This is a genomic window from Dyadobacter sp. HNCC25DJ184 (assembly GCF_056895215.1).
Genome location: NZ_JBXHAQ010000026.1, coordinates 13,600 through 36,204, shown reverse-complemented (window position 1 = coordinate 36,204; position 22,605 = coordinate 13,600). Strand labels below are relative to the sequence as shown.

Sequence of the window (22,605 nt, the reverse complement as noted above, 5' to 3'; positions counted from 1 at the left end):
CCATCCTACCTGATTTACGGGATAGCATGGTCGTTAAAAAAATTACTACAAACCGTCAAAATTTTCCGTCACTGATTATCATTTTCTTTGTGTATGCTTTTTGACCGATTGTAATTCTGCAAAAAGCAATTTTTGTAGACGGAGAATTAAACCTGATCATCGGATATCTAAAGTGACCTTTGGCATGTGGACCTTCGGCTATTGTTTTTAGAGTTCGACCTTGTTCGTCGATAAGCTCAAGCTTAACATTATCTCCTTGAGGTACATCAAATTCTATCGTCAGTTCATGGCCGACAGGATTGGGGTAAAGCAGGAATCCAATACCCATCAGTTCTTCTTCTGTTTGGGCCAATTCCTCTGAGTTTTCCCGACACGAGGTGCAGTAGGTGCTTGGCCCTATGGTAATCCTTGCCGAAGCCGTCCAGTTATTTCCAACCTTCTTGAAGCAACGTAATACCATGTTTGACGGACTGGAGAATGTTATAGAATTTGTGGTTCCGGTACTAGTTGCCGTATTGATATCAAGCCCCCACCGGTATTCACTACCTCCTGAGGTAGCAACAAGCGTCCTGTTACTGCCGCTTTTGCTCACTGTAATTTGGGGAGGGGCGTTTGCCGTGATTCTCGAAAATGCTGTTGTAGACGAAGCGTCAATCTTTGTCTTCCAATCGGTAGCAAGTACAGTAAGTCCGGTTGAGCTACTTTCCTTGAAATGAGTATTATCTCCAGGGTCTCTGTATGCTGCTGTCCACAGGTCTGTATTTGGCCCCAGAAAATTATTAGTACCAGCAGCCACATTCCCCTGACCTGTTAAGACTGTTGAAGTAGTACTACCGTGATCATAAGAGACTTTGGGGATCATCCAGGACAAGCTACTATTAAAAACTGAGCGAGATTGGGCAATAACGGTGTTCAAGTAGGACTGGTAAGTGGCAGCATCTTTAATAGCTCCATCTACAGTCGATTTGGAGGTTTCTGTGTCTCCCTGATGCCAAAGTACTGCCCTCACTCCAAACATTGAGGCGTAAAAGTTTAAAGTATTTTTTAAAGTTGTAAAAGGTTGACCAACAAAATAGCTCGGAGTAGGGCTAATTGCCGTAAAGTTCGAGCAATATTGCTGCCCAGAATACAAGTCATTTGTAGCTCCTCCTGTGCTGGATTGGTACCAGTTTTTAATCCCACTACCCCCATAAGCTGTATTGAAAAAAGCAACTGGCATTCCACCGTTTGCATCAGAGATAAGTTTACCCAAGACCGCATAGCACCAGCTGTTTTCACCGGTTGGGGATATGCGATTGTATAGATTTATTTTACTAAAGTTGAGGTAAGAGCTTGATGGATAGCCCATAATGCACTCGTTCCCTTCATTTATAGCCACGACCCATTCAGGTACAGAGGATGTCTCGGGCAAATCCCAAGTAGTTAAGCCATATCCTTTTCCATTGGATTGTCCTGCTATTACAAATACGTCTCCCACTCCAAATTTGCTACCCCATAAAGGTACGGGGGTACTGGAGCCAGGAAACAGTCCTTCTATATCTATGTAGTACCACCCCTTCGAAAGGGTTGCTAATTGATAGAATTCCCCAACCGTACCCAGCGTCAAATTGCCAGTAGCCACTACCGGGCCGATTCCACCAGTTGCAGGCACAGAAGATACATGGTACGTCAGTTGACTTGGTAATGCTCCGCCGCCTACCATCCGTAATTGTCCGGCAATAGCAACAGAAGCCGTATTACTCCCATTTCGCTGTGTAACAGAGTTTTGAGCTGGCCATGTCAAATCCAATTGTGACCCACCTTGTGCCAAGCAAATGGTCCAACTTATTACGCCAAAGCCACATAGTAGGCTTAAAAATATAAATTTTTTCATGTGTTAAGCTATTAGATTTTTAGATTTATAGTTTTGGCATAATAGGTTATGTCAATCAGGGGGGCATTAACTTTATATTTTTGGTTGAGAGCCCTCAGTACCTCATTAGCTATGAGTGCCTGCCCCAATGCAGTTGGATAAATCCCGTCAGAAGAAAAGAAATTTCCCCGTGGGCCGCCATCTATCTTAATCCGTTCGTCAACGTTGTATGTTCCTTCATGAATTTGGCCATAGATTCTCTCAATATCCACCACTGCCAGATTAAATTCTTCGGCCCATTTCTTTATTTTCTCATTGTAAGTTTTCACTGCTATATTGTATTCTAAAAATTCTTGCCTGGTAAGAACGTCCCTGCCTTTGAAGGTTTTTTCGAACATCGATCCACTGACTAAGTTTCTATATGAAGAATCAATAGAAGGCGTGGGAAGTAACCAATAGGGTTCGTCCGTATTTATAGTCTCAACGTGACCAGAAGGATGTTTGACGCTGATTTTGATTTCAGAACTGTGCTCTTTGAGAAATTCTGGAGTATACCAATTATAAGCAGCAAGGCTATAGAAATTTGGAATCGTAAATAACACACCCTTTTTGCCGCCTTTTGTCAAAAGTTTAATAGTTCTCAATTCAGCATCTGTACCAGTTGTTAGATCACCTATAAGATCCGACAGCCCAATTTGTTCTCTGACTTTAAGTACATTCAAAAAACGTTCATGAATGTCTTCAAGAATAAAAAAATTGAAATCGACCTGATTCTGAATGTAGTTTGAGAGGGTTGATTGCTCGTAGAATGATTTAGGAGAAAATCTCCATAAGAATGGCATGTAGTTAGCCCAAGACAACCCGGTAGAGCCGTTTACAACGGCGCCTTTCATCCAGGGAGCCCAAGTACCAGAAAGGCCGTCAGAACTCAAACCTGGAGCGGATATATTTTGAGTACTATTAAAAGTGGAATTAAAAATAGGGGGTTCTTCTGAAATCTGACTATCGAAGCGCGCTGTATTATTAGTAACCTGCTGATAGTTTGGAAATTCATTTTCATCCTTTGTTAAAATCAGAAACCCTGTACCATTTGCTTCTTCGGGTCCAAAAACTGGCGTGGAAAAATCGGCAATGCCAAGTTGAGCGGCTACCAGATTTGGATAAGCAGCGAGCTGAGCCTCACGATATAATCCGCCATTACACGCTCCGGCGGTTAATCCACCCCCAACCGCAATCATTTTAAGTTCATTATTCAAGCCCAATAAACTAACGGCCTCTTTTGAGACTTGATCTTTGGGCCTCCAGAGCCCCGTCTTTAGTTCAGAAATGTAATCGACTTGTTCTGATTGATTTGTTCTAAAATATAATGGGTGAAACAAAGGAGACTAAAGTTGATGATTTTGCGTCATCTTGAATTTTAGTACCGCTTTTTGTCTTTTCCAGTATTGGGACTAATGAAAACGTGTTGGTTTTGTGCGGCGGCGGGGAGCTGGCAACCGAAATTGCAAGAACGATACCACTGAGATAAAGACATTTAATTTCCATAGGTAAAAGTTTGAGTTATAGAATGTGAAAAATTGTTTGTAAAGGATTGTTCAAACGAGATTACGCGAAGACTTTACACGGGTTCTGCGCCCGTATTTTCACCAAAATACTTTCAGTCTCATTTCTGAAATCAATAAATTTATTGGCTAGCCTGGACGCATTATTGAATTAGTTAGCTTATATGAAAAAAGCAGCAAAAAATGAATCAAAAGAAAGGGCGACAGAAACACATTTCATTACGATAGATGTGTATTCTGACCCTTCCAAAAACGGTCAGAGAATGAGAGCAGAAAAATATTAGGCATATTCTTCCTATCCGCTAAGTGAAGGCGTTGTGGTCTAAGTAAGGTGCAGATCAATATATCATCATTATGCCCGGGCATTCTTCCTGCCTGGATACATCGAAAGGAATCCAACACCAACAACTAATTCGCGGAAGACTCGTCATGGAGAATTTTTAACATTGTCTACGAAGAAAAAATTAATTGAGGAGTTAAAACAATGTCTATTAAGTAAAATTCCCGGTGAGTTAGGTAACATAGACTAGAACATTGAGAGTGAAATAAATACTAGGAAAATCCTCGATGTGCGCAACTACTTCTATTTAAGTATGGTAATATATCTACAATACTTAAAACTGTCAAACCAACGATAATCTTATTTAATAAATTGATTTAACGGTAATAAGAATCGAGGAACACCCTTTACCGAGTTTGCAAAGCGTATCGCAGACGCTTTGGGTGTAACCCTGGATTACCTGTTAGGTGAAGGGCTAAGTGCTTCCCTGGACAAAAAAAATATTCAACGGCTGCAAGCCATTGAACAACTTCCGGAAGATGAAAAGAAAGTCGTCTTTGCCCTGCTTGATGCTTTTATCAGGGATTTTAGAAACAAACAGCCATACGCTATGTAAAGCAGCCCGCTTACACACCAAAAGCCCTCAAAGCTCATCCCATCAGGACTTGCTTTGAGGGCTTTTTATTTCCATCCCTTATTCCTTTTTACAACTCAATGCCCTTTTTGAAGCGCTTTCGCACTTTACGGGTAGAGTCGACGCTGAGATAAACCAAGAAGAATAACTGGCACATTCCAACCACTCGCCGGATGCCCTTCTCGAAATTTCTCACTCGGTAGAGCCAACATCCAAGCGACAACGAGGGCTACACGAATGCGACTAACGTAATATCATTTTTAAATCTGAAAATCCAAGGTTCAAAATAAGTAGTACAAAAAATCTGAACTTTCCTATTATTGTCCAATAACAGGGAGAAATCAATATCGAGTTCTCCCAAGGGTTCTACGGCAATAATTTTTGTTCCCTTCAAAAGTTCTAATTCCGTTTTTGATTCACTGTCATTAATTCCGAAGAAACCTTTATCAGATACAATTCGCCATGCAGAAGTAGAATTTAGTGACCAGTTTTCACCATAAATACTCAAATTATAATCATCCCATTCGGCGTTAGCTATTGCTCCCAAATCATGATGTTTATTAAATAATGTTACTAACCTTGCGACCATAGTTATTCTTGCTTAATATGAGTTCTATCTCTTATATATTCCTTTCTCTCCTGTGGTGTCAGGCCTTGGGGAGGGTTGACTGTTCTTCCATCCATATCAACTGGCTGCCCATTTTTATTTTCAAACGAAGCCCTTTTGGGTGCCTGGCCCGATGGTTCCATGGTTCGCACCGTACTTCCATTTGGTAATGTATACTGGGTGCCAGCACTTTCTGTTGGTTGACTTGGCAAGCCAGCATTTTCAAATGCTGATTTCATTCTTTCTTGGCTCGTTGAAGCAGCTGTCCCACGCTCTGAAACAATAAATGTTCCCTCGCCTTGAACAACATTTGAAGGTGCGGGAGCAGTTTCAGGTACAGAGCTTGAAGTCTTTCCCGATGTATTCGGCCCGCTCGCCCCCTGTTTATACATATTAGCTGGACGCCTAAAACTACCCGGTTGCCAACCTGCTACGGCATGTGAGAGACCTAAGGTCAGTGAATTTTTAAGTACCTCACCTTCAGTCTTGGACGGAGCACCACTAATACTTGCAGCCCTGCTGATTTCTTGCTGACCCTTTGTCAATGGCGTGTTATACCATTTTTTAAATGACTTCCAAAGTCCTTCACCTGGCCATCTTCCATCAGGATCGGAGAACCGTATCGGATTATTAAACGAATAGTGATACGGCGAAAAAGCATCCTGACCCTCTGTAACCGGGTCAACCGCCAGAAACCTACCAACCGCCGGATCATAGAACCTTGCCTGCAAATCAATATACCCAATTCCTGCCTGGGTTTCTTTCCCCAGGAAGTTGTACCTGTTTGTGTTATTCCTTGCCGCCTGACTTACAGCCGGATTATTCCGATCGATTTCAAGTCCAAAGGGATAGTAATCCGTCTTCTGCAATATAGCACCTGCCTCGTTAAAAACCACTCTCGCGTTGCCTAAATGATCTTTAACATAGTAATTAAAGTTAATCGCTCCACTTCTGAACAACGCTTGCCCTTCCGAGGAAGAGATCCTTTTTACAACATTGTTTGCATCATACTCAAAAACGCCGGCATATTTAACGTTAACAGTATCGCCTGCGTACTTATGCTTGCTACCAGCTGCATCGTAGTCGTAGGTAAAGATCTTGCTCGCTATCGTCACTGTGTTTGGCAGGTTTAGCATATTGTAGGTCAGAATCGCTCCACGGTTCCCATCGTTGAGCATATTACCGTTGTTATCATAAGTAAAACTGCTGCTTCCGTTCTTCACACCCGTGTTATTACCAGAAGCATCACTGATGCTCGAAAGCCGGTTGCCTGCATATGTATAAGTTAAGTTATCCACTGCCGCCCCAGCCCTTACTAAATTCTGTATATTTCCATTCCTAAAATAATTTATACCGGTTTCGCTTTCGTTGTACGTATAAGATGCCCCTGCAGGTTTAACAGCAGATTTCAGCCGATTAATCCCATCATAAGTGTAAGACAAACCTGCGGTGAATCCTGCGTCATCTTTGCCTCCCCACTCCATCTTGCTAATGTTCCCATTGGTGTAATTACTCCCATTGACATAAGAGAGTTTTATCGTATAAAACGGTAGTTCAGTTGCCGCAGTTTGCTTATAAACTGTTTTGGCGTCCGTTTGCCATCCCCGAATGTTATTGGTATAATTTGTTTTTCTCCTGAATTCTTGCCCATTAGCAGATTGGAACCACTTACTTTGCAATTGACCCAGAACATTGTAACGTTGAGCAAGCGTAGTTACTTCTTTGGATACGGACCCAACACTTATGTTCTCTTTTACGCTCAAAAGCCGGTCAGCATGATCATAGGTGAAAGTTTTAACAACTCGGTTAGTCGCTATGGTTGCGGTAGGTGAGTTTAAATGTTCTGTCCACTCCACATCAACAACTGGTGCCAGGTCATATTTGTATTTTGTTGATACACGTTCAGTAGTGATCGTTCCCAAATCGAACAGGTCCCGAATGAGCTGAACAGGTCGATATTCCGTATCATAGTAAGTGGTACTGACAAGCCATTGGGCACCAGCGTTGAGCATACGCGTCCTGCTTCCGGTCTGTTGACCTTTCACCAAGGAAGTAGTTGTTACACCCAGCTGGTTTGTGTAGGCGCGTGCGGAAGGAAAGCTGTAATTGTCATAATAATTAACAGTCCTCACGTCAGTTTCCGCTACTGATGGAAGCGTTGTTGACAGCGTATATCCGATACCACTACCTGAAGTGCTTTCATGATGCGCGGTGCTTGCGTCAAATAACGCCTGATGCGCAGCTCGATTAGCAGTAGACGAAAACTCGCCCGTATAAGCTACGCGGCCGAGCGCATCATATTTTATGAACGACCATTTACCAGCACCCATTTGAACCGCATCCTGTGTCATCACTAATCGGTCATAGTTGTCATATACCATGTTTACCGGATCGGCCGATGGTACTTTTTTAGTTATAACCCTGCCCCGCTGATCATAAGAGTAAAAAAATGCATAGCTAACCGAGTTGGCATCCTGATATTGTGGTTGCAAAACCCCGCGAAGCTGTCCGTAGTCGTCATAAACATAATAAGTAGGGATATCGCTTCCAGCATTCCTTAAAATTACTCTTCCGCTCATATCCTTATACTCGGTCATTAGCTTCTGATTCTCATCGGTAGTAACCGTTTTATAAAGTGTACCCGCTGCATAATACCCGTTCTGCACAATTGTAGAAGTAATGGTCGAGTTAGGCGTATAACCATACTTTTTGACCTCGCTGGCCGTATTGGTGCCATAGGTAATTGTTGCCGTCGCACTTAGTGTACCGGCAGCACGTACGGAGTTAGGTCTCTCAAAAGGAGATGGGTCAAAGACAGTTTCCGAAAAACCTCTAGAATCTGTTGTTTCCAAACCCGGGGTGGTACTCTGATAAAATGAACTTTGAAGTGATGTAGCGTTGTCCGTAAAAATGCCAGTTGCTACACTTGACTGGAATGGCAGAAAATTCTTTGCCTGCCTCCCAAGCGCGTCATACTCAATGGGTACTATGATATCTTTACCTGTGGTACTTTGACCTACCGCCACCGTTTGCCAGGGTCTGCCCAGCCCATCCAAATATTGAACCTGTATGTTGACTTTACTGACGTCGTTGACTGCGGAGCCCGTCTGCTTGTAATTGCGCGTCAATATATAATTCTTTTCTCCGGTTTGCCCCCAAACACTTTTGGCCCAAAATAGTAGGAGGAATATTAGATATTTTTTCATGAGATGTCAGGTTTGAGGTCTATTCTTTAACAATTTTGTATGTTTTACCACTTCCATCCGCGAACATGATCTTAACCAGGTATACTCCACCTGAAAGCTCATGTATATCTAACCCATCAGCAGGAACTTGGGTAGCTGTCATTACTGCTGCACCTGTTCCGTTAAGAATCTCGACATTGGTTACGGCATTCTCTCCTGTTACCTGAATCTGCAAGAATTCTTTTACTGGGTTAGGGAATATCACCATACTAATTTCCTCCTGCGCAATAACCGGTTGCTTGGCTTCCGCTGACATCCGGGCAGTTGGACAGGTTACAGAGGTAAACGTATACCGTTGGTGCCCACCTCCTAAGGTCGCATTAAAGTCGATAAAAGTACCTGTTCCCACACCACCAGCGTTCTGTAAAGGTATTGTTGGATTAGATTTATTGGCGACTTGATAACCACCACCTGCTCCTGTCCAAGAAGAAATATACCATTTCTGATAGTCAGCGTTAACCCAGGTTTTAAGTTGATTTTTTACTAATCCACCCGCTAGGTTACCTTCCGGATTTAAGACCAGGCCGGATGTTACGGAGGTTATTTTGTATTTTTCTGTATCGGTGCTTTCCACCTTCCATATTTGATCGTTTGAACTGGAAGGGTCAAATGCCTTTACATAGGCATTCACAGTATTTGTTACTGGCTGAATCAAACTTGCATACGTCCCAATCGTGTAGCATCCATTCGCCAAAACCAAAGTCCCCCCTTCAATAACATTAATAGCAACGGTATCCTTTTGAGTGGTACAACCAGGCTTTGTGCTGGTAATTATATATCTAAAAGTGCCTGTTACACCCGGTGCATTAAAGGATCGAGGGGATCCCGTACCAGCGAGAAGCCCATTGCCACTCGAAGTAAAGGTGACACCTGAACAATCCGGAGTTCCACAGTTTGCAGTAAGTGTAAGTGCACCTCCCATTTTTGGGGTAGCATTCGAAATAACCGCTGTAACATCGTAATTACATGCAACTCCGTCTGCCAGTAGTGAAACGGTTGGGGGAGTTACGGTACCAGTGGCAACTATACTTCCACAGCTAACCATTTGTCCTGCGTAGTTGTAGCAATAACTGTTTCGGATAGCCCCACCAGCACTATTACGGATGTTGGCAAGTCTTTCCAAACCATCATAATCATAGTACAAAGATTTCCCTGCAGGATCCGTGACTATAGATACCCCAACCAAAGGGATATAGGTGTAAGAAGTGACAAACGCCGACGGCAAAGCCGTGCGCACAGCATCCAGTTTGGTTTTAATAGTCGGAGAGTCTGTCATTGCTGCCATACTTCCAAACGAAGTACCGCCTAAAGCAGTTAAGACTTGCGCATTATCTGCGTTTTTAATTTCCGCGACGGGATATTGGCCTTTATAGGCCCATAAATACGATATGTTGTCAGCTCCATTGATAATTAAACTTAGCGGATTGCCTTGAGTATCATAGTTTGTGTATTTCAGTGTTTCTCGGTACGAAGTAGATGCCGTTTCATTCGAAGCCCCGCTATAAGAAGCAAACGAAGATATTGACCCGTTAAAGCCATTAAATTTGAAATGCTTATAAGGTAAAATCAAGGTTGGTTTATTAGAATTACCAGTGAACGACTTATAGGTAGTTACTGTCGCATCTGTTATCTTCTTATTCGTTGGGGAGGTAACTGAATAGGTTGTTTGCTCGACCGGGTAGGTAACCATATTGGCAGTAATCATCGACTGTAAATCAGTATTACCACCAGACAGGTAATCCAAAGGATATTTAAAATTAGTTTCCTCGATCGTGCCATCACTTTTGGTAATCGTTTGCTGACTCAATTGCAAGTGGTTTGACCCGTACGAAAATGTTTTTTGTGTTGTTACAGGATTTGCTCCGTTGGAACCATACGTAACAATAGTTTCACTCACTTTCCTTGGCCATCCCCCAACTACATAAAGTGCCTTATCGTAATACAGTCTCCAACTATCCATCTGACCACTCAGAGGAAGTGGGGTCTCATATGACAGTAAATATTCATGATGTAAAGCCGGAGCTACTATACGGTCTGTGTTTATATAACCAAAACCCCTGTCTTCTTTTAGCGTTCCTGCCAAATCGGTCACGGTGATTCTTTTTATTAAAGACCGCATAAAATCATAGCTCTTGAAATTACCAAGCTCTAAAAACGAAGAGAGCTGAACAACAAAATAGCCACTCACAGCTTTGTGGGAAGTAAAAGAATACTCACCTTTATTGTCAATTTGGTCTAAATGTGAGGTGTATGAATATTGTGTAATGAATTGTTCATTCGTCTCTTTAACATCCTTGTAATAGTGCGTACCCATTGCCGTTGGGTTAAAGGGCTGTGAGGAATATATCCTACTCGTCCCAACAATATAAGATAAGTCAAGATTATAGACAGGTTCACTTGATATAAATCCACTTGAAACTGCTGGGTCGTTAACAGCCTTATAATTATAAGACCTACTGGAAATCGAAGTTCCGGAAGCGTCATAATCAGTAATGTTTGACACCCGAACACCGCCGTAATCTCCAACGTTTATCCCCTGTTTACGAAAGACCTTTACAGAAAGACCTATATTAAAGCCTACGGTATTGAAATTTTGATTACATGGGTAAAATGCATTGTCACCAAAAAGCATTTCTCCTGTATAGGTGCCCATGGGTAAATTTAGCGAGAATTCCTGTTGATTTAGGCTACTACAAACTGAGATGGTATTGTTGGGCAACACATTGACTTTAATATCGACTCGAGTGGTTTCTGACAAGGTGAATGAAGGATTAGCACCAGTTGTCATGCCGCCTGAGGATCGCTGCCAGGAATATGTATAATTTTCAACTATGATTTTAGATTTTGAAATATAAGCTCCCTGAACATAACTATAGTCATTTTGTTCATATTGAAATATTGTATAGCCTTGAGTGGGGTAAGTTATACGCTGAAGAGCGCCGATTTTCGTTAAGTCGACTCTAGGTTCAAGGTCATTGCTAAAGTCTCCTGGTATAAGAGACGTATTCGTTTGTCCATTGTAGTATCCCCAATAGTCAACTTGGGTCGTATACCCGTCTACGCCGTTTGGTATTGTACCATAATATGCCAGTTGATAGGGAGGGAGGCCGGTTTCACCCACGGATTGCAATTGCATTGCTGAATTGAAAACAAAGGAAAACTCTTTAATTAATGTACTGGATGGGATTTTGGACACGATTTGAATATTATCCAGCCTTCTTCCACTGGATACCTCGCTAGTAGATAGTGTCTTCGTATATACAGAAGAGTTGAAGTTAATTTCCCATGTACTTCCACCTATTTTCTGTAAGTAAACCTCGTGCGACGGATTATTTGCCAGGTTTAATGAATACGTCGATGACTGAGATACGTTTGAATTATTTACAGCAATCCTTTCTGTTCTTCCAAGTTGTAATCGTTTTTTGGATGTGTCGATTGTTGTATATTCAAAAGTAACCTTGTCACCCTTAACGTTCAAAACTTCTGTCAGGTGCCAGCTGGAAGTGTCCCAGGTATTACCTGTTTCCATCGTTGACGAGAGATCATATTTCCCAAACGTAAATTTACTGCCATCCTCACTTATTATAGTCCAACTAATGATAGAATTAGCGCCACTGTATGTCCCTTCTGTTCCAACGACATAGGTTATTTGTAATTTCTGGTCTGACAAAATTTGGGGAACTCCAGATTCATCGAAGACGAATTTCCCTGAATAGCCCATAAATTGAAAACTGAATATATCGGGATAATTATCATACGCGTTCTCCAGGATATCTAGATTTTGAAATTTCGTTCCATTGGGACCACCGTCATCTACCACGTCCTTGATTGCTGCCGCACGGGCAATATATCCAATATTGGGAAGTTCATCACGCCTTCCTTTGACGACTCTTGATATCACACCATTAGCAGCCAAGGACCACCCAGTTCCGCACCAGCCAGGCAAATCGGCTGGTCTGAGGCCTGTATAATGATAGGCCAGCGAAATAGGTATTTCTATGTCTCCTTCCTTAGCCGTGTAAATCGGAATTGAAACGTTGGGAGAGCCGGAGGAATGATTTACATTAAAGCCGCCGAACTTGCCTAGTTGGGCTGCCTGTGGTGAGGGAAATATAATTTTTTCACCTTTTGCTTGTTGAGCGAAGTCTTTTTCCGTAAGACAAAAAATTATTAACAAAACGAGTAATATCTTTTTCATAAGACAACAATGGGTAGTGCTTGAGTTTAAAGCTTCAATTTAAAAGTGCTATTAACTGGATATGTTTTGAGCGACTTTTCGTCAAACGATTTTCCTCCGAAAACGTAAAGACTTCCTTTACCATCAGTAAATGCTGAGCCTGATGCCACAATACTTATTTCTGTTTGAGGTATCATTTTCCAGAATCCACTTTCCAATGAATAGGCCCATAAGTTTTTGTCTATCTCTATCTGTTCGGAACGGAATATATTTTGCCCTCCTGAAAGGTATAGGAATCCTTTCTCCGTCCAACTTAAAGCATTAATACGAAATCCAGGAAGATTGTCTTTATCTTCCGAAACGACATTTGCCAAGCGATAATTTTGATTGAATTCATCACTTCCTCCAATAAATTGCCATTGATCTTTTTCAAGGGAGTATGCCCACATGTCAGACAGGTTACCCGCGCCTAGTGCTAAGCTATCATAGCCCATACCACCGTAAATAATTATTCTGTTTGTGGACTTATCAAACCAGCTGGCCGCGGCAGCTCTCGGCTGTGGCAGCGTAACACCTAATTCGTCTTTCTTATTTTTCTTTGTCGGTTGATTTGGCTTATCTTGCCCAGAAACCCATTGCCAGGCCAACTTTTTTAAATTGAATTTCCATACATCATTATAAAATCCGTTGACTGACTTTTCGTCGCTTATATATGATACACCTCCAAAAAGCCACAAATCACCATTATCATCCGTCCAGGAAGTAGCAAGAGAGCGACTCCCAGGAGTGTTGTTTTTATTTTCAGATTTCAGATCACCTCTCTCAGCAATCTCGTTGTATTTGCTTTTTCCCGATATCTTTGCCCATGATTTCGTCTTTAAGTCAAATTTCCAAAAGTCGTCAAGGTGTAAGAGGTCTCCGAATTGACGACCGCCATACATCCACAAATCTCCATTATTATCAATCCAGGCAGCAGCCTCTTTTCGTGGGAGTGGAATATCGTCGGTAACTTTTTCGACAGGACTGGTTATATTACGTTCGCCCCAAACCAAAGTCCAAGTGTCAGTTGAACTGTTATAGTTCCATAAATCCCTAAAGATCCCCCATTGCTTGTTTTCATCAAATCCAATGCCACCAAAAAGCCACAATCCTCCATTCGCACTTGCCCAGGTAACCTGGTCCGTCCTTGGAGAAGGCGTTTTTTCCGAGCCGTAGTCAATTTCAGGCCCATCCGCTAGCCTGTAATTTTTTGTAATTCGTGGTCCTATTTTCTCCCACGTTTGCCCGTGGGTACTTGTTATAAATACCACATTCAACATCATGACAAATAAAAGTTTCTTCATAACTATTATACATATACGTTTACTCAAAATATAAAAGATATAGCTCTCCCGATAAAGGTTATTAGGACAACCAGTTAAAATCGAAGCTCAATGGTTATTAGGATGAGTTTGTCTTTGGATTATAAAAATCGATCTCCGATACAAAATCGAATCTTTGAAAATGATGCCTTGAACGCATTTTATTGGATTAGTTAGCTTGGTTTAAAAAAGCAGCGAAAAATGAATCAAAAGAAAAGACATCAGAAAACACATTTTCTTACAATACAGTTGAATTCTGAGCTTTCCAAAAAGGGTCAGAGAATAAGAGCTGAAAAGTATTAGGCATATTCTTCCAATCCGCTAAGTGAAGGCGTGGCGGTTTAAGTAAGGTGCAGATCAATATATCATCATTGTGCCCGGGCATTCTTCCTGCCTGGATACATCCAAAGAAATCCAACACCAACTACTAATTCGCGGAAGACTCGTCATGGAGAATTTTTAACATTGTCTACGAAGAAAAAATTAATTGAGGCGTTAAAACAATGTTTGTTAAGTAAAATTCCCGGTAAGCTAGGTAACATAGACTCGAATAATGAGAGTTAAAAATACTAGGTAAATCTTCGATACATATAACTACTTCTATATAATTATGATAATATATCTACAATACCCGAAACTGTCAAACCATTGATAATCTTTTTTGATAAATTGATTTAACGGTAATTAAGATCGAGAAAACACACTCTCAAGGACTTTGTGGTCATCGAAATTCATTTTCCACTTCCTCTAGTCTTAACGCGAATCAGTTAGTCGTCCTTCGAAGAAAAGCTGACACTGCAACGAGTGGGAAAACAAAATGACAAAATGAGCATGACATTTACTCACGCTGACTATCTTAAGAAATATTGGGAGATTTACGGAAACGCTACAATACCTTATATGGGGTAAACTAAAAGGGGAGAAAAACCGTCACGACTTTCGTGTAGCAATTTAAATTGTCACTATCCCGGAAGAGAATGCTAAGGCGCTGGATTAAAATTCACGATCGAACTCAGCCGCTCGTTAAGGCGACCTTTTCTTATAACGCAAACTTAAATACTGGCGTATTGTTTAGCATCAATATAGCTTTACCACCCATGATGCCCAGATACGTTCAGACCACCTGACACGAGGTTATTTTCTACCGATAAAGTACCCCGAACCAAAATACGGAGCATTTATGCCTACAACCATGCCATTATTAAAACGTGTTAAGCATTTGCACTTTCTTTAACTTTAACCTGAACGACCAAAATCGCCTAAATATGCTACATATTTTACGCCGGTCGCAGTAGAAGGTAACTCCGAAGGAACCCATCGCTCCTCAGAACAACACCGTCGTATTTGATTAATACCTCTTTCATGACTTTCTTCACAACAGGGACACAATGCTCGGTTCTGACAATGTTATCGTGAATTATATAGAGAGGAACTCTAGGGTTTATTTTAGCCGCTTGCTTTGTTAGAACCTGAAGAAATAGATAGACCTCAATGCTCTGAAGCAAACGAGAAAGAATTGTTCTGTCTTCTCGTTTAACAATCGAAAACAACTTTGTTACTACTGGGAATAGTCGCTTAAACAACCGTTTCATGGAATACTGAAATCGAAAGGTTGTCATGTTGTACATTCAACACGTCTCAATGCTAGTGAACATGAATCTTTGAGAGTGCATCAAAGTCGTTTGGCTAGCTCTGAGACATTTATCAGCGGTATCCTGGTCTTATAGCCTTCATTTATCTTGTTGATGGTTTCATTAGCGATTACCGCGCTCCCGATTGCGGTGGGGTCTATTCCGTCTTCAAAAAAGAAATTACCTTCCAGGAATGCCGGATTTATAAACAGTCCGTCTTCTGTATAATATTTCCCCGCCAAAATAGTCTTGTAAAGGCTATACAAATCCACCATTGGTATATTATACAACTTGGCAAAAAAAGGAGTGGTATTGATATTCGAATTATTTTTGACGAGAATCCGGAATTGCGCTGCTTCGTCAGCAGATATCAAATCTTCATCCAACAGAACAGCTTTCTGATCACTGGCAAATGCTCTTTTAATATCATCGGTAGGGATCAGCAATGTGCTGTCACTCAGGGTTTGTTCTGACGTATTATTTTTCAACATCAACTGCTTTGCGGAATACAAATGGAAATAAGGAAAGTCAAGGAAGTCAGGATAATTGTATAAAACAATTTTTCTTCCCAGCGCCAGGTTGTATCTGATAAATCCATGTTTGGGGTAAAAGTATGCCTCATGCAATTTTTCCTGGATACGAAGAAACTTCGTATCAGTGGCTAGACCTACCCAAGTATCCAGATCTTCAAAATGCAGTAACAAGTGCGTTTTTCCTGGAATGGTGGAAGTGAAGTAGTTGAATGGAGTTTCGTCGGTACCCTTGTCAGAGTAAAATCGGGACAGGTAGCTGAAGTAAGTCTTGCCTTCAGGGTAACCAAACAAGCTGTTGGATGAATCGGAAGTCTCCCGCGGCCCCTCCGGCCACGATAAATTGTCTACCCGAGACCCTTTAAAGGGCGTCAAGAGAAACGGATCCTTTGAAATTACTGCTGTCTGATTGGTTACTCTTTTCCAAGATGGCAGCTCTGCCTGGCGGTCATAGACAAGATAGCCGCTTCCATTGCCCTGCTCTCGTTCGAACAAAGGCGAAACAAATGATTCCAATTGGATTTGATGCGCGATCTGTTCGGGAATAGATGTCATTTGGCCCTCGCGGAAAAGTCCCCCGTTGCGGCTGCCAGCTGGAAATGAGCCCCCAAGTGCTACCACTCGGATGGCGGCTGTATCACTCGGATCACGCAGGGGACTGATATCAGGCTTGAATGCGAGGGGAGGAAGCTGAATATCAGCCCTGACAGGCAACGATATTTCTCCTGTTATGATCGAGATTGTGGCTTCCTCTGTTTTCACCGGATCGGGTGTGCATGCCGAAAAACAGTTAAAATGAGTAATTGAAATTGTATACCAGCTTTCATAGAAGTTATATTTCCCTGGTCATACTTAATAATTTGAGTATGACCAGGCTTGCCTTACCTAGTTATAATCACTCTTTTAACAATTGAAATATCATCTGCCTTCAACTGACATAAATACACACCTGCTGGTAAAGATGAAACATTGGCTTGATAGGTAAAAGTACCCTTAGCGTGTTCATTATTAATGACGGATTTTAACATTCTTCCATTTTGATCGATGATGTTGACAGACATCATTGAAGGATGCGGTAAGGTGAAACTTATTCGGACTTGGCTATTTCCAGGGTTTGGATAAACCGCCAAATTATAAATTATTTCTGTATCGAGAATTTTTGTACATGAGCCATAACGAGAAAATAGCTTGGTTAGCTGGGATATTCGCGAAGTCTCAAAAAGTAAATCCGTTAAATACCCATGAAAAAACCGAGGCCGCAACTTTAGCCCACGCTTTTCTTGATATGGAGGAGTCCTGTAATGTGATTTTGAACAAGCTACTTCCCAAATTCAAAAATGCGGCATATCCAGCGTTTAAACTCGGATCTGATCTGCTCTAATTTGGCGGCAGTCAGCCGATATGCAGCCATTCGCTTCGTTTGTCGTTCTCTTTCATCACCATCCTTTTCGTTTGACACAATCCTGTTAATACTTTTCCAGACTCTCACCCACGCGAGTTCCGAGCTGGTGGGGAAAGCCGCCCTCGGTGGCCAGATCCTTCCATTGGATCATCGACGAAGACCCTTTGGGGTCGAAGCCGTGATACAACGGTACATCTGGCCAACCACGGCAACACAGGTAGTTGAAGACACTCTTCAAAGATCAAAGGAGTTTATTTGGACTTCGTAACGACCTATTTTGATATACAAATTACTCCCCGCGATCAGGACAAACCAGCTGATTTTTAACCTCGTACGTTCAGATAAACTTTTTTGAACTTATACAAACTTTTGTAGCCTTTTGTAAACTTTCGTTGCCAAACGAAGCCAATTTTTAACTTTTGCAATCGAGAGCTTGATTGTTCGACGCATGTAAGGGCATAGAAGACCATTACTGATAAAAAGAGCAAATTAGTCCAAGAAAGTGAATTAAGATCCGTTTTGATCTCAGAACAAGCTCTGAGAGATCCATTTTAGGACCTAATGGGATTTTGAGGTCCTCGAAAAATCAAAAGGAGGCCTTACTGATCCACTTTAAGCTTGATCGACACCACCTTATTTCAAAATGGTTATATAAAACTGTTATAGGCATTTTTAACAATTAAGAGGAACGATCGATCTCTTAAGTAAGCTTATTACTCATTGGCATCGTTCTCGGCACCATTGTCGAAAAATAAACACCTTAATATTGGGAGATTCGATTGCTGCCGGTGTTCCCAAAAATAAGATTGACGTGATCGTGGTAGTACATGGCGGTGCAATGAAAGCATTTTATTCGAATGCTGCATATAAATCTCAGTATCATGTTGATAATCCAAACATGGCTTTATTTGATAAGCTGTTAGCATTACCTGCTAGGTTTGTCGCATGTGCGCAGTCTATAAGTTTTCAAAATATCACCAAGGACCAATTGGTCTCATGGATAAAAATTGCCTTATCGGCGCAAATCTCCATTTCCAATTACCAGCTAAAAGGGTTTGTTTATAAAAAAGTTGAAACAGAATAAAAAAACTAACCCGTAGGAGATTGTATGCCTGATGTAAAATGGACAACTGTTTTTAGGCTGTTGTGACAACCGCTTCAATACGGCAATAGTGAGAGTTGACCAATTCTTAACTCAGTTCATCGTATCTACCACCCGGATCTTATTTTGTAACGGCCAGCATTTCGGCGGATAACAGCGCGGCGATCATTCCATCTTTATCGTTAGTCCACACATCACCATCCACCCGGGCAAAAAAGGCTCTGGCCTTTTCTTCGCTGCAGAACGCAAGAAAGCCGGCCCTCAGCCCATCCGCACACCACTTAAAACCAACCGGTACTTCATATACTTTTCTGCCAGCCCTTGCCATTACCCGGTCTATCATCTGACTGCTCACCAACGTGTTGCCTATCATCGATTCAGAAGACCAAAGTGATGTGTTCTGGCAAAGGTAATCCATCATCAAGGAAAGATAATGGTTTGGAGGTAACAGTCCCAACTTCCAGTAACGACTCCATGCCGATCGTAAGCATTTCCTAAAGGTTATAGATTTTTTAACACTTTAATCAATCATGATTTGGAAAAGAACAAATCTGTTATTCATGCAACAAATCCCTCTTCGCATATAAACTTACCCGTTGGAATACATGCACCTTTGCTGACAGGATCTTACCTGAATAAGCCCAACCCATGAATCCATTCAATCCAATATTCGACCAGGCGATGTGCATTTGGATACTATCAATGCTCAGGCCCATCAATCTGGTGTTATGCGCTGCTAAAAATCCTCCACTTTGGCAAAACCTGTCATTTGGTTGTACCAACCGGGGTGAAATCTGCCGGGTGTGAAAACAAGATCACCCAGCTGCCTTTGTTGTGATAAAAACAAAAAAATCAGTCAGGCAAATAAGCCCGACTGATTTATCTATAAAAAATTAGAAATTACGGGTGCACCATCGCCCATCCCTGCTGCTGACGGATGATAAGCTCCCCGTTGCCACTGGGAACAAATGATATGAAATCAAAGAGCTCGTCTTTACTGATCTTGCGCTCTCTGAGAGTATTTTCACATTCTGCCAAAATAACTCCTTTCGCCTGCAATGCCTTTAACTGCTCTTCATACGGACCATCTTTTTTGAAGACAGCCACGCCTCCCCCGTGGACAACCAGCTCTGCTTCCAATTTCCCTTTCAGGCGCGGATCTTCTAATGCGTTCATCATGTTTTTCATCGTGGCTTTAATGACTTTCTCATCATCACTGTTGAGCTGGTAAACGACTTTGTACAATTTTTTATCAGCCACAGCCCCGTGAAATTCGGAGGGGCTAATTGCCTTAATCTGAGCATTGACACCAACCGAAAGTAGTAACGAGGCTGCAAATAAAACGGATGCGATCTTTTTCATTTTTGGATAATTTTAAATAAAACGTTTGTTATTTAGCTGTTCTGGCCGAAACAATGGGCTTGAAGGGGCCATATTTATGCTGCTTTTCGGGGAAGGTATCTGCGTAAGGCCCAAATGGAAAATCTATTGGTTTCTCAGAAACGTTCTTCCAGTCGTTTACCTGATCTTTATGGGGCCGCGGCTGAGCGTTTACAAATGCTGCCAGATCCCAGGCCTGCTCATCGGTCAGAATGGGATTTTCATGACTTGCACCAAACGGCATATTGTATTTCACAAAACCAGCAAAGGTAGAAATTCTATATAGCCCTGCCCCATCGTTGTAGCTTCGGTTTCCCCAAAGAGGCGGATAGATAAACGACTTTCCATCCGGATTGATGATGCCCTGCCCTTTGGCGCCATGGCAAACCGCACACTTTTCTTTATAAAGCACGCCACCTGTATTTGGGTTGGCCGCCCGATCCAGATAAGCTAGTTTACTGATTCCTGCACCTTCGGGTACAACGCCTTTCGGCACGTCCTTTCCTATCCATTTCATATAAGCCACCATTGCCTTCATTTCTCTACTGGAGCTATCAGGCTTTTTTCCGTTCAGACTTCTTTCAAAGCAGTCCGATATCCGCTTCACGATTGTCTCCTTACTTGCGGATCTAGCCCGGTACTTGGGATAAGTTGAGTAAACTGCCGAATAGTTATTGCCCATTGGCCTTGTTCCTGCATCCAGATGACAATTCTGGCAGTTCATCCCATTCGATATGTGCATGACACTGCCCTTCGGGCCCAAATATCCGGACGTATTGGCAATCAAATCTTTACCATATAAGATCAATTTCATCTCATCTGTACCAGCTGTATGCTTGTTAACCTTCTTCTGTGCACCTGCAAGGGTGTCAGCTTTCAGGTGATTTGCACCAAACTTATCTGAACTAAAAACACCTGGAGACATCACAACCAAAACGGCGCTACCTAAAAAAGATGCGATCAGTATCATCAGCGTGCGGTTCATCCTATAAACGGCGTATGATCTACTTTTTCGTAAATTATTCATAATCTACAATTTTATCTAAGATATTATGGGAATCAATCGTTTCAAAGTGGTTCTCAAATTTCGTCCAATCAGTAAAGAAAATTAGTGACATTTGTCACAGAGCACTAATCAGCCAATTTACTGATCATGTCCACCAGCTCCGGACTATTATAATCCGCTGCTCCTTCCTGCCGGTAAACCATTTTGCCATCCTTATCCAGGATCACCGTGGTAGGAACAGCCCCCTGGATAAAAACGGGTGGTATCTCGCCAGCCGGGCTAACGACTTCCAAAGCGTAATGATGCTTTTTCATAAAACTGTCCGACTTCTGGTAATTCCCATCCACATCAACCATTAAAAAGACGACATTTTCGTTATCCTTGAATTTGTCATACAGCGCATTTATTGAGGGCATTTCGGCGATACAGGGCGGGCACCAGGTGGCCCAGAAATTAATAAATATAACTTTTCCTTTCAGAGAGGCCAGATCAACCGTTTTACCATCACCCTTCCGGAAGAACACATTGGGTAAAACTTCCGCCGAAGATGCATCGGGCTGTTTGTCGATTTTGGGCTGGAACAGGCCTACCTTCATCAGCGTCTGAATTGTCCATGCTTTTACCTCGGGGCTTATGACCATGGCAGCTAAAAATACCACCATCACTGCCGTAGTGATATTGGATACTGAAAACCATTTCTTTTTCATATTTTATCTTATTTGAATAGGTACATTAATTGACTTTAACTTTCCCGCTATTCAGCAGCTCTTCATTCCCACTTCTGACAACCTTATCTGTTTTAGTCAGGGAACCAAAAACTTCCTGAAGTGAATCTTTTCGGGTCCCTTCTGAAACATCTACTTTTTTTACGCTGTCGTTTTCAACGACAAGCACAAAGGTACCTGACTGCGCGTGTACCACGCTACTGGCAGGAACCCATAAGGTTGAATCGGGCCGCCGCAGGGTCATGGTCACCTGTGCATATTCTCCACCGTCGAGCGATCCATCTTTATTATCCACGTCAAATTCTGCTGTTACTGAGCGGTTCTGCTGCTCGAGAACCTGGCTTTTTCGGGACAGAACCGAATGAAATATTTTTCCCGGACGATTGGAAACAGTAAAATCGATTTTGGTATTTTTCCGAAGCGACTGTGCATGTTTTTCCGGGATTGCCACGGTTAATCTCAGTTTTTTGTTTTGTGCAACTACCAGCAGCGGCATGGTATTATTTTCTCCGACAAGCGCTCCGACCGATACATTCCTTTCCACAACGACCCCGTCAAATGGTGAGATGATCTTTAAGTATTGTTCCAGTTGACCAAAAGACCGTGCATTTGATATAGCTGACTGATAGGCGGCACTGTCGCTTCTTAATTTGCTTTTAGCCCTGTCGAGCTCAATTGCCGCAACAGACCCATCCTTACGGGTAGCTTTTAAGATCCTTTCATACATTTGACGGCTTAGCATATAATCTTCGTAAAACTTCTGCTGATCCGATCTAGCAGACTGAAAACGCTGTGAAACTTCGGGTGCTTCCAAAACAGCCAGCACCTGACCCTTTCTTACTACACTGCCCCGATCGACGGAAATCGTTTTTACAAACCCTTTGATTTTTGCAAATAAGCTAACCTGTTCATATGGTTTGAGCTCGCCTGGCAGCGTCAGCTTGTAGTCGGGCTGGTCTTCTAGGGGCATGACCACCTGTACTGCCGCAGGCCTTTTCGCCTCTGGTGTATTCTGATTTTCGGTTTCCGGCTTATTCCCACAGCCATTTATACCCATGCTGAGCAGCGCGCCTAGAAAAAGAACCAGTGAATTTTTATTTATATGCATCAT

At 42.1% G+C, this 22,605-nt stretch carries 15 protein-coding genes; 2 read left to right on the top strand and 13 right to left on the bottom strand.

What is annotated here, in order from left to right:
- Window positions 1–55: 55 nt before the first annotated feature.
- The 8 genes from AC1XUD_RS25875 to AC1XUD_RS25840 all read right to left on the bottom strand — a co-directional run bounded on the left by AC1XUD_RS25875 (window position 56) and on the right by AC1XUD_RS25840 (window position 17,009).
- Window positions 56–1,873 carry a sialate O-acetylesterase gene (locus AC1XUD_RS25875; RefSeq protein WP_483363950.1) on the bottom strand — a complete coding sequence of 606 codons (1,818 nt, stop codon included), beginning with the start codon at window positions 1,871–1,873 and terminating at the stop codon, window positions 56–58.
- A gap of 11 nt (window positions 1,874–1,884) precedes the next feature.
- Window positions 1,885–3,090, bottom strand: a complete 1,206-nt coding sequence (locus AC1XUD_RS25870) for a hypothetical protein (RefSeq protein WP_483363949.1) — start codon at window positions 3,088–3,090, stop codon at window positions 1,885–1,887.
- 1,467 nt (window positions 3,091–4,557) lie between these two features.
- Entirely contained in the window at window positions 4,558–4,917 is a 360-nt protein-coding gene (locus AC1XUD_RS25865; protein WP_483363948.1) for a hypothetical protein, read from the bottom strand.
- A gap of 2 nt (window positions 4,918–4,919) precedes the next feature.
- Window positions 4,920–8,141 (bottom strand): DUF6443 domain-containing protein, encoded by a 3,222-nt coding sequence (locus AC1XUD_RS25860; RefSeq protein ID WP_483363947.1) that lies wholly within the window; start codon window positions 8,139–8,141, stop codon window positions 4,920–4,922.
- A gap of 19 nt (window positions 8,142–8,160) precedes the next feature.
- The gene (locus AC1XUD_RS25855) at window positions 8,161–12,378 is read right to left on the bottom strand and encodes a T9SS type A sorting domain-containing protein (RefSeq protein WP_483363946.1); all 4,218 of its coding nucleotides are present in this window, start codon (window positions 12,376–12,378) and stop codon (window positions 8,161–8,163) included.
- Window positions 12,379–12,404: 26 nt separating this feature from the next.
- Window positions 12,405–13,700 (bottom strand): Kelch repeat-containing protein, encoded by a 1,296-nt coding sequence (locus tag AC1XUD_RS25850; protein WP_483363945.1) that lies wholly within the window; start codon window positions 13,698–13,700, stop codon window positions 12,405–12,407.
- Window positions 13,701–15,390: 1,690 nt separating this feature from the next.
- Window positions 15,391–16,641, bottom strand: coding sequence for a hypothetical protein (locus AC1XUD_RS25845; RefSeq protein ID WP_483363944.1), 1,251 nt, complete (start codon window positions 16,639–16,641; stop codon window positions 15,391–15,393).
- A gap of 119 nt (window positions 16,642–16,760) precedes the next feature.
- Entirely contained in the window at window positions 16,761–17,009 is a 249-nt protein-coding gene (locus AC1XUD_RS25840; protein ID WP_483363943.1) for a T9SS type A sorting domain-containing protein, read from the bottom strand.
- A gap of 35 nt (window positions 17,010–17,044) precedes the next feature.
- On the opposite strand from AC1XUD_RS25840, the gene AC1XUD_RS25835 reads away from it, so the two are divergent.
- Together AC1XUD_RS25835 and AC1XUD_RS25830 are read left to right on the top strand one after the other, a co-directional pair.
- A complete protein-coding gene (locus tag AC1XUD_RS25835; protein ID WP_483363942.1) occupies window positions 17,045–17,260 on the top strand; it encodes a hypothetical protein in 216 nt (71 codons plus the stop codon).
- A gap of 787 nt (window positions 17,261–18,047) precedes the next feature.
- Window positions 18,048–18,365, top strand: a complete 318-nt coding sequence (locus tag AC1XUD_RS25830; RefSeq protein ID WP_483363941.1) for a DsrE family protein — start codon at window positions 18,048–18,050, stop codon at window positions 18,363–18,365.
- A gap of 139 nt (window positions 18,366–18,504) precedes the next feature.
- On the opposite strand, the gene AC1XUD_RS25825 is transcribed toward AC1XUD_RS25830, so the two are convergent.
- The 5 genes from AC1XUD_RS25825 to AC1XUD_RS25805 form a co-directional block, all read right to left on the bottom strand.
- A complete protein-coding gene (locus AC1XUD_RS25825) occupies window positions 18,505–18,840 on the bottom strand; it encodes a hypothetical protein (RefSeq protein ID WP_483363940.1) in 336 nt (111 codons plus the stop codon).
- A gap of 443 nt (window positions 18,841–19,283) precedes the next feature.
- Window positions 19,284–19,745, bottom strand: coding sequence for a DsrE family protein (locus AC1XUD_RS25820; RefSeq protein ID WP_483363939.1), 462 nt, complete (start codon window positions 19,743–19,745; stop codon window positions 19,284–19,286).
- Between the two features lie 28 nt (window positions 19,746–19,773).
- Complete coding sequence (locus AC1XUD_RS25815; protein WP_483363938.1) at window positions 19,774–20,790, bottom strand: c-type cytochrome; 1,017 nt, start codon at window positions 20,788–20,790, stop codon at window positions 19,774–19,776.
- Between the two features lie 104 nt (window positions 20,791–20,894).
- Window positions 20,895–21,476, bottom strand: a complete 582-nt coding sequence (locus tag AC1XUD_RS25810; protein WP_483363937.1) for a TlpA family protein disulfide reductase — start codon at window positions 21,474–21,476, stop codon at window positions 20,895–20,897.
- A gap of 25 nt (window positions 21,477–21,501) precedes the next feature.
- On the bottom strand, window positions 21,502–22,605 hold the full coding sequence (locus tag AC1XUD_RS25805; RefSeq protein WP_483363936.1) for an efflux RND transporter periplasmic adaptor subunit: 1,104 nt from the start codon (window positions 22,603–22,605) through the stop codon (window positions 21,502–21,504).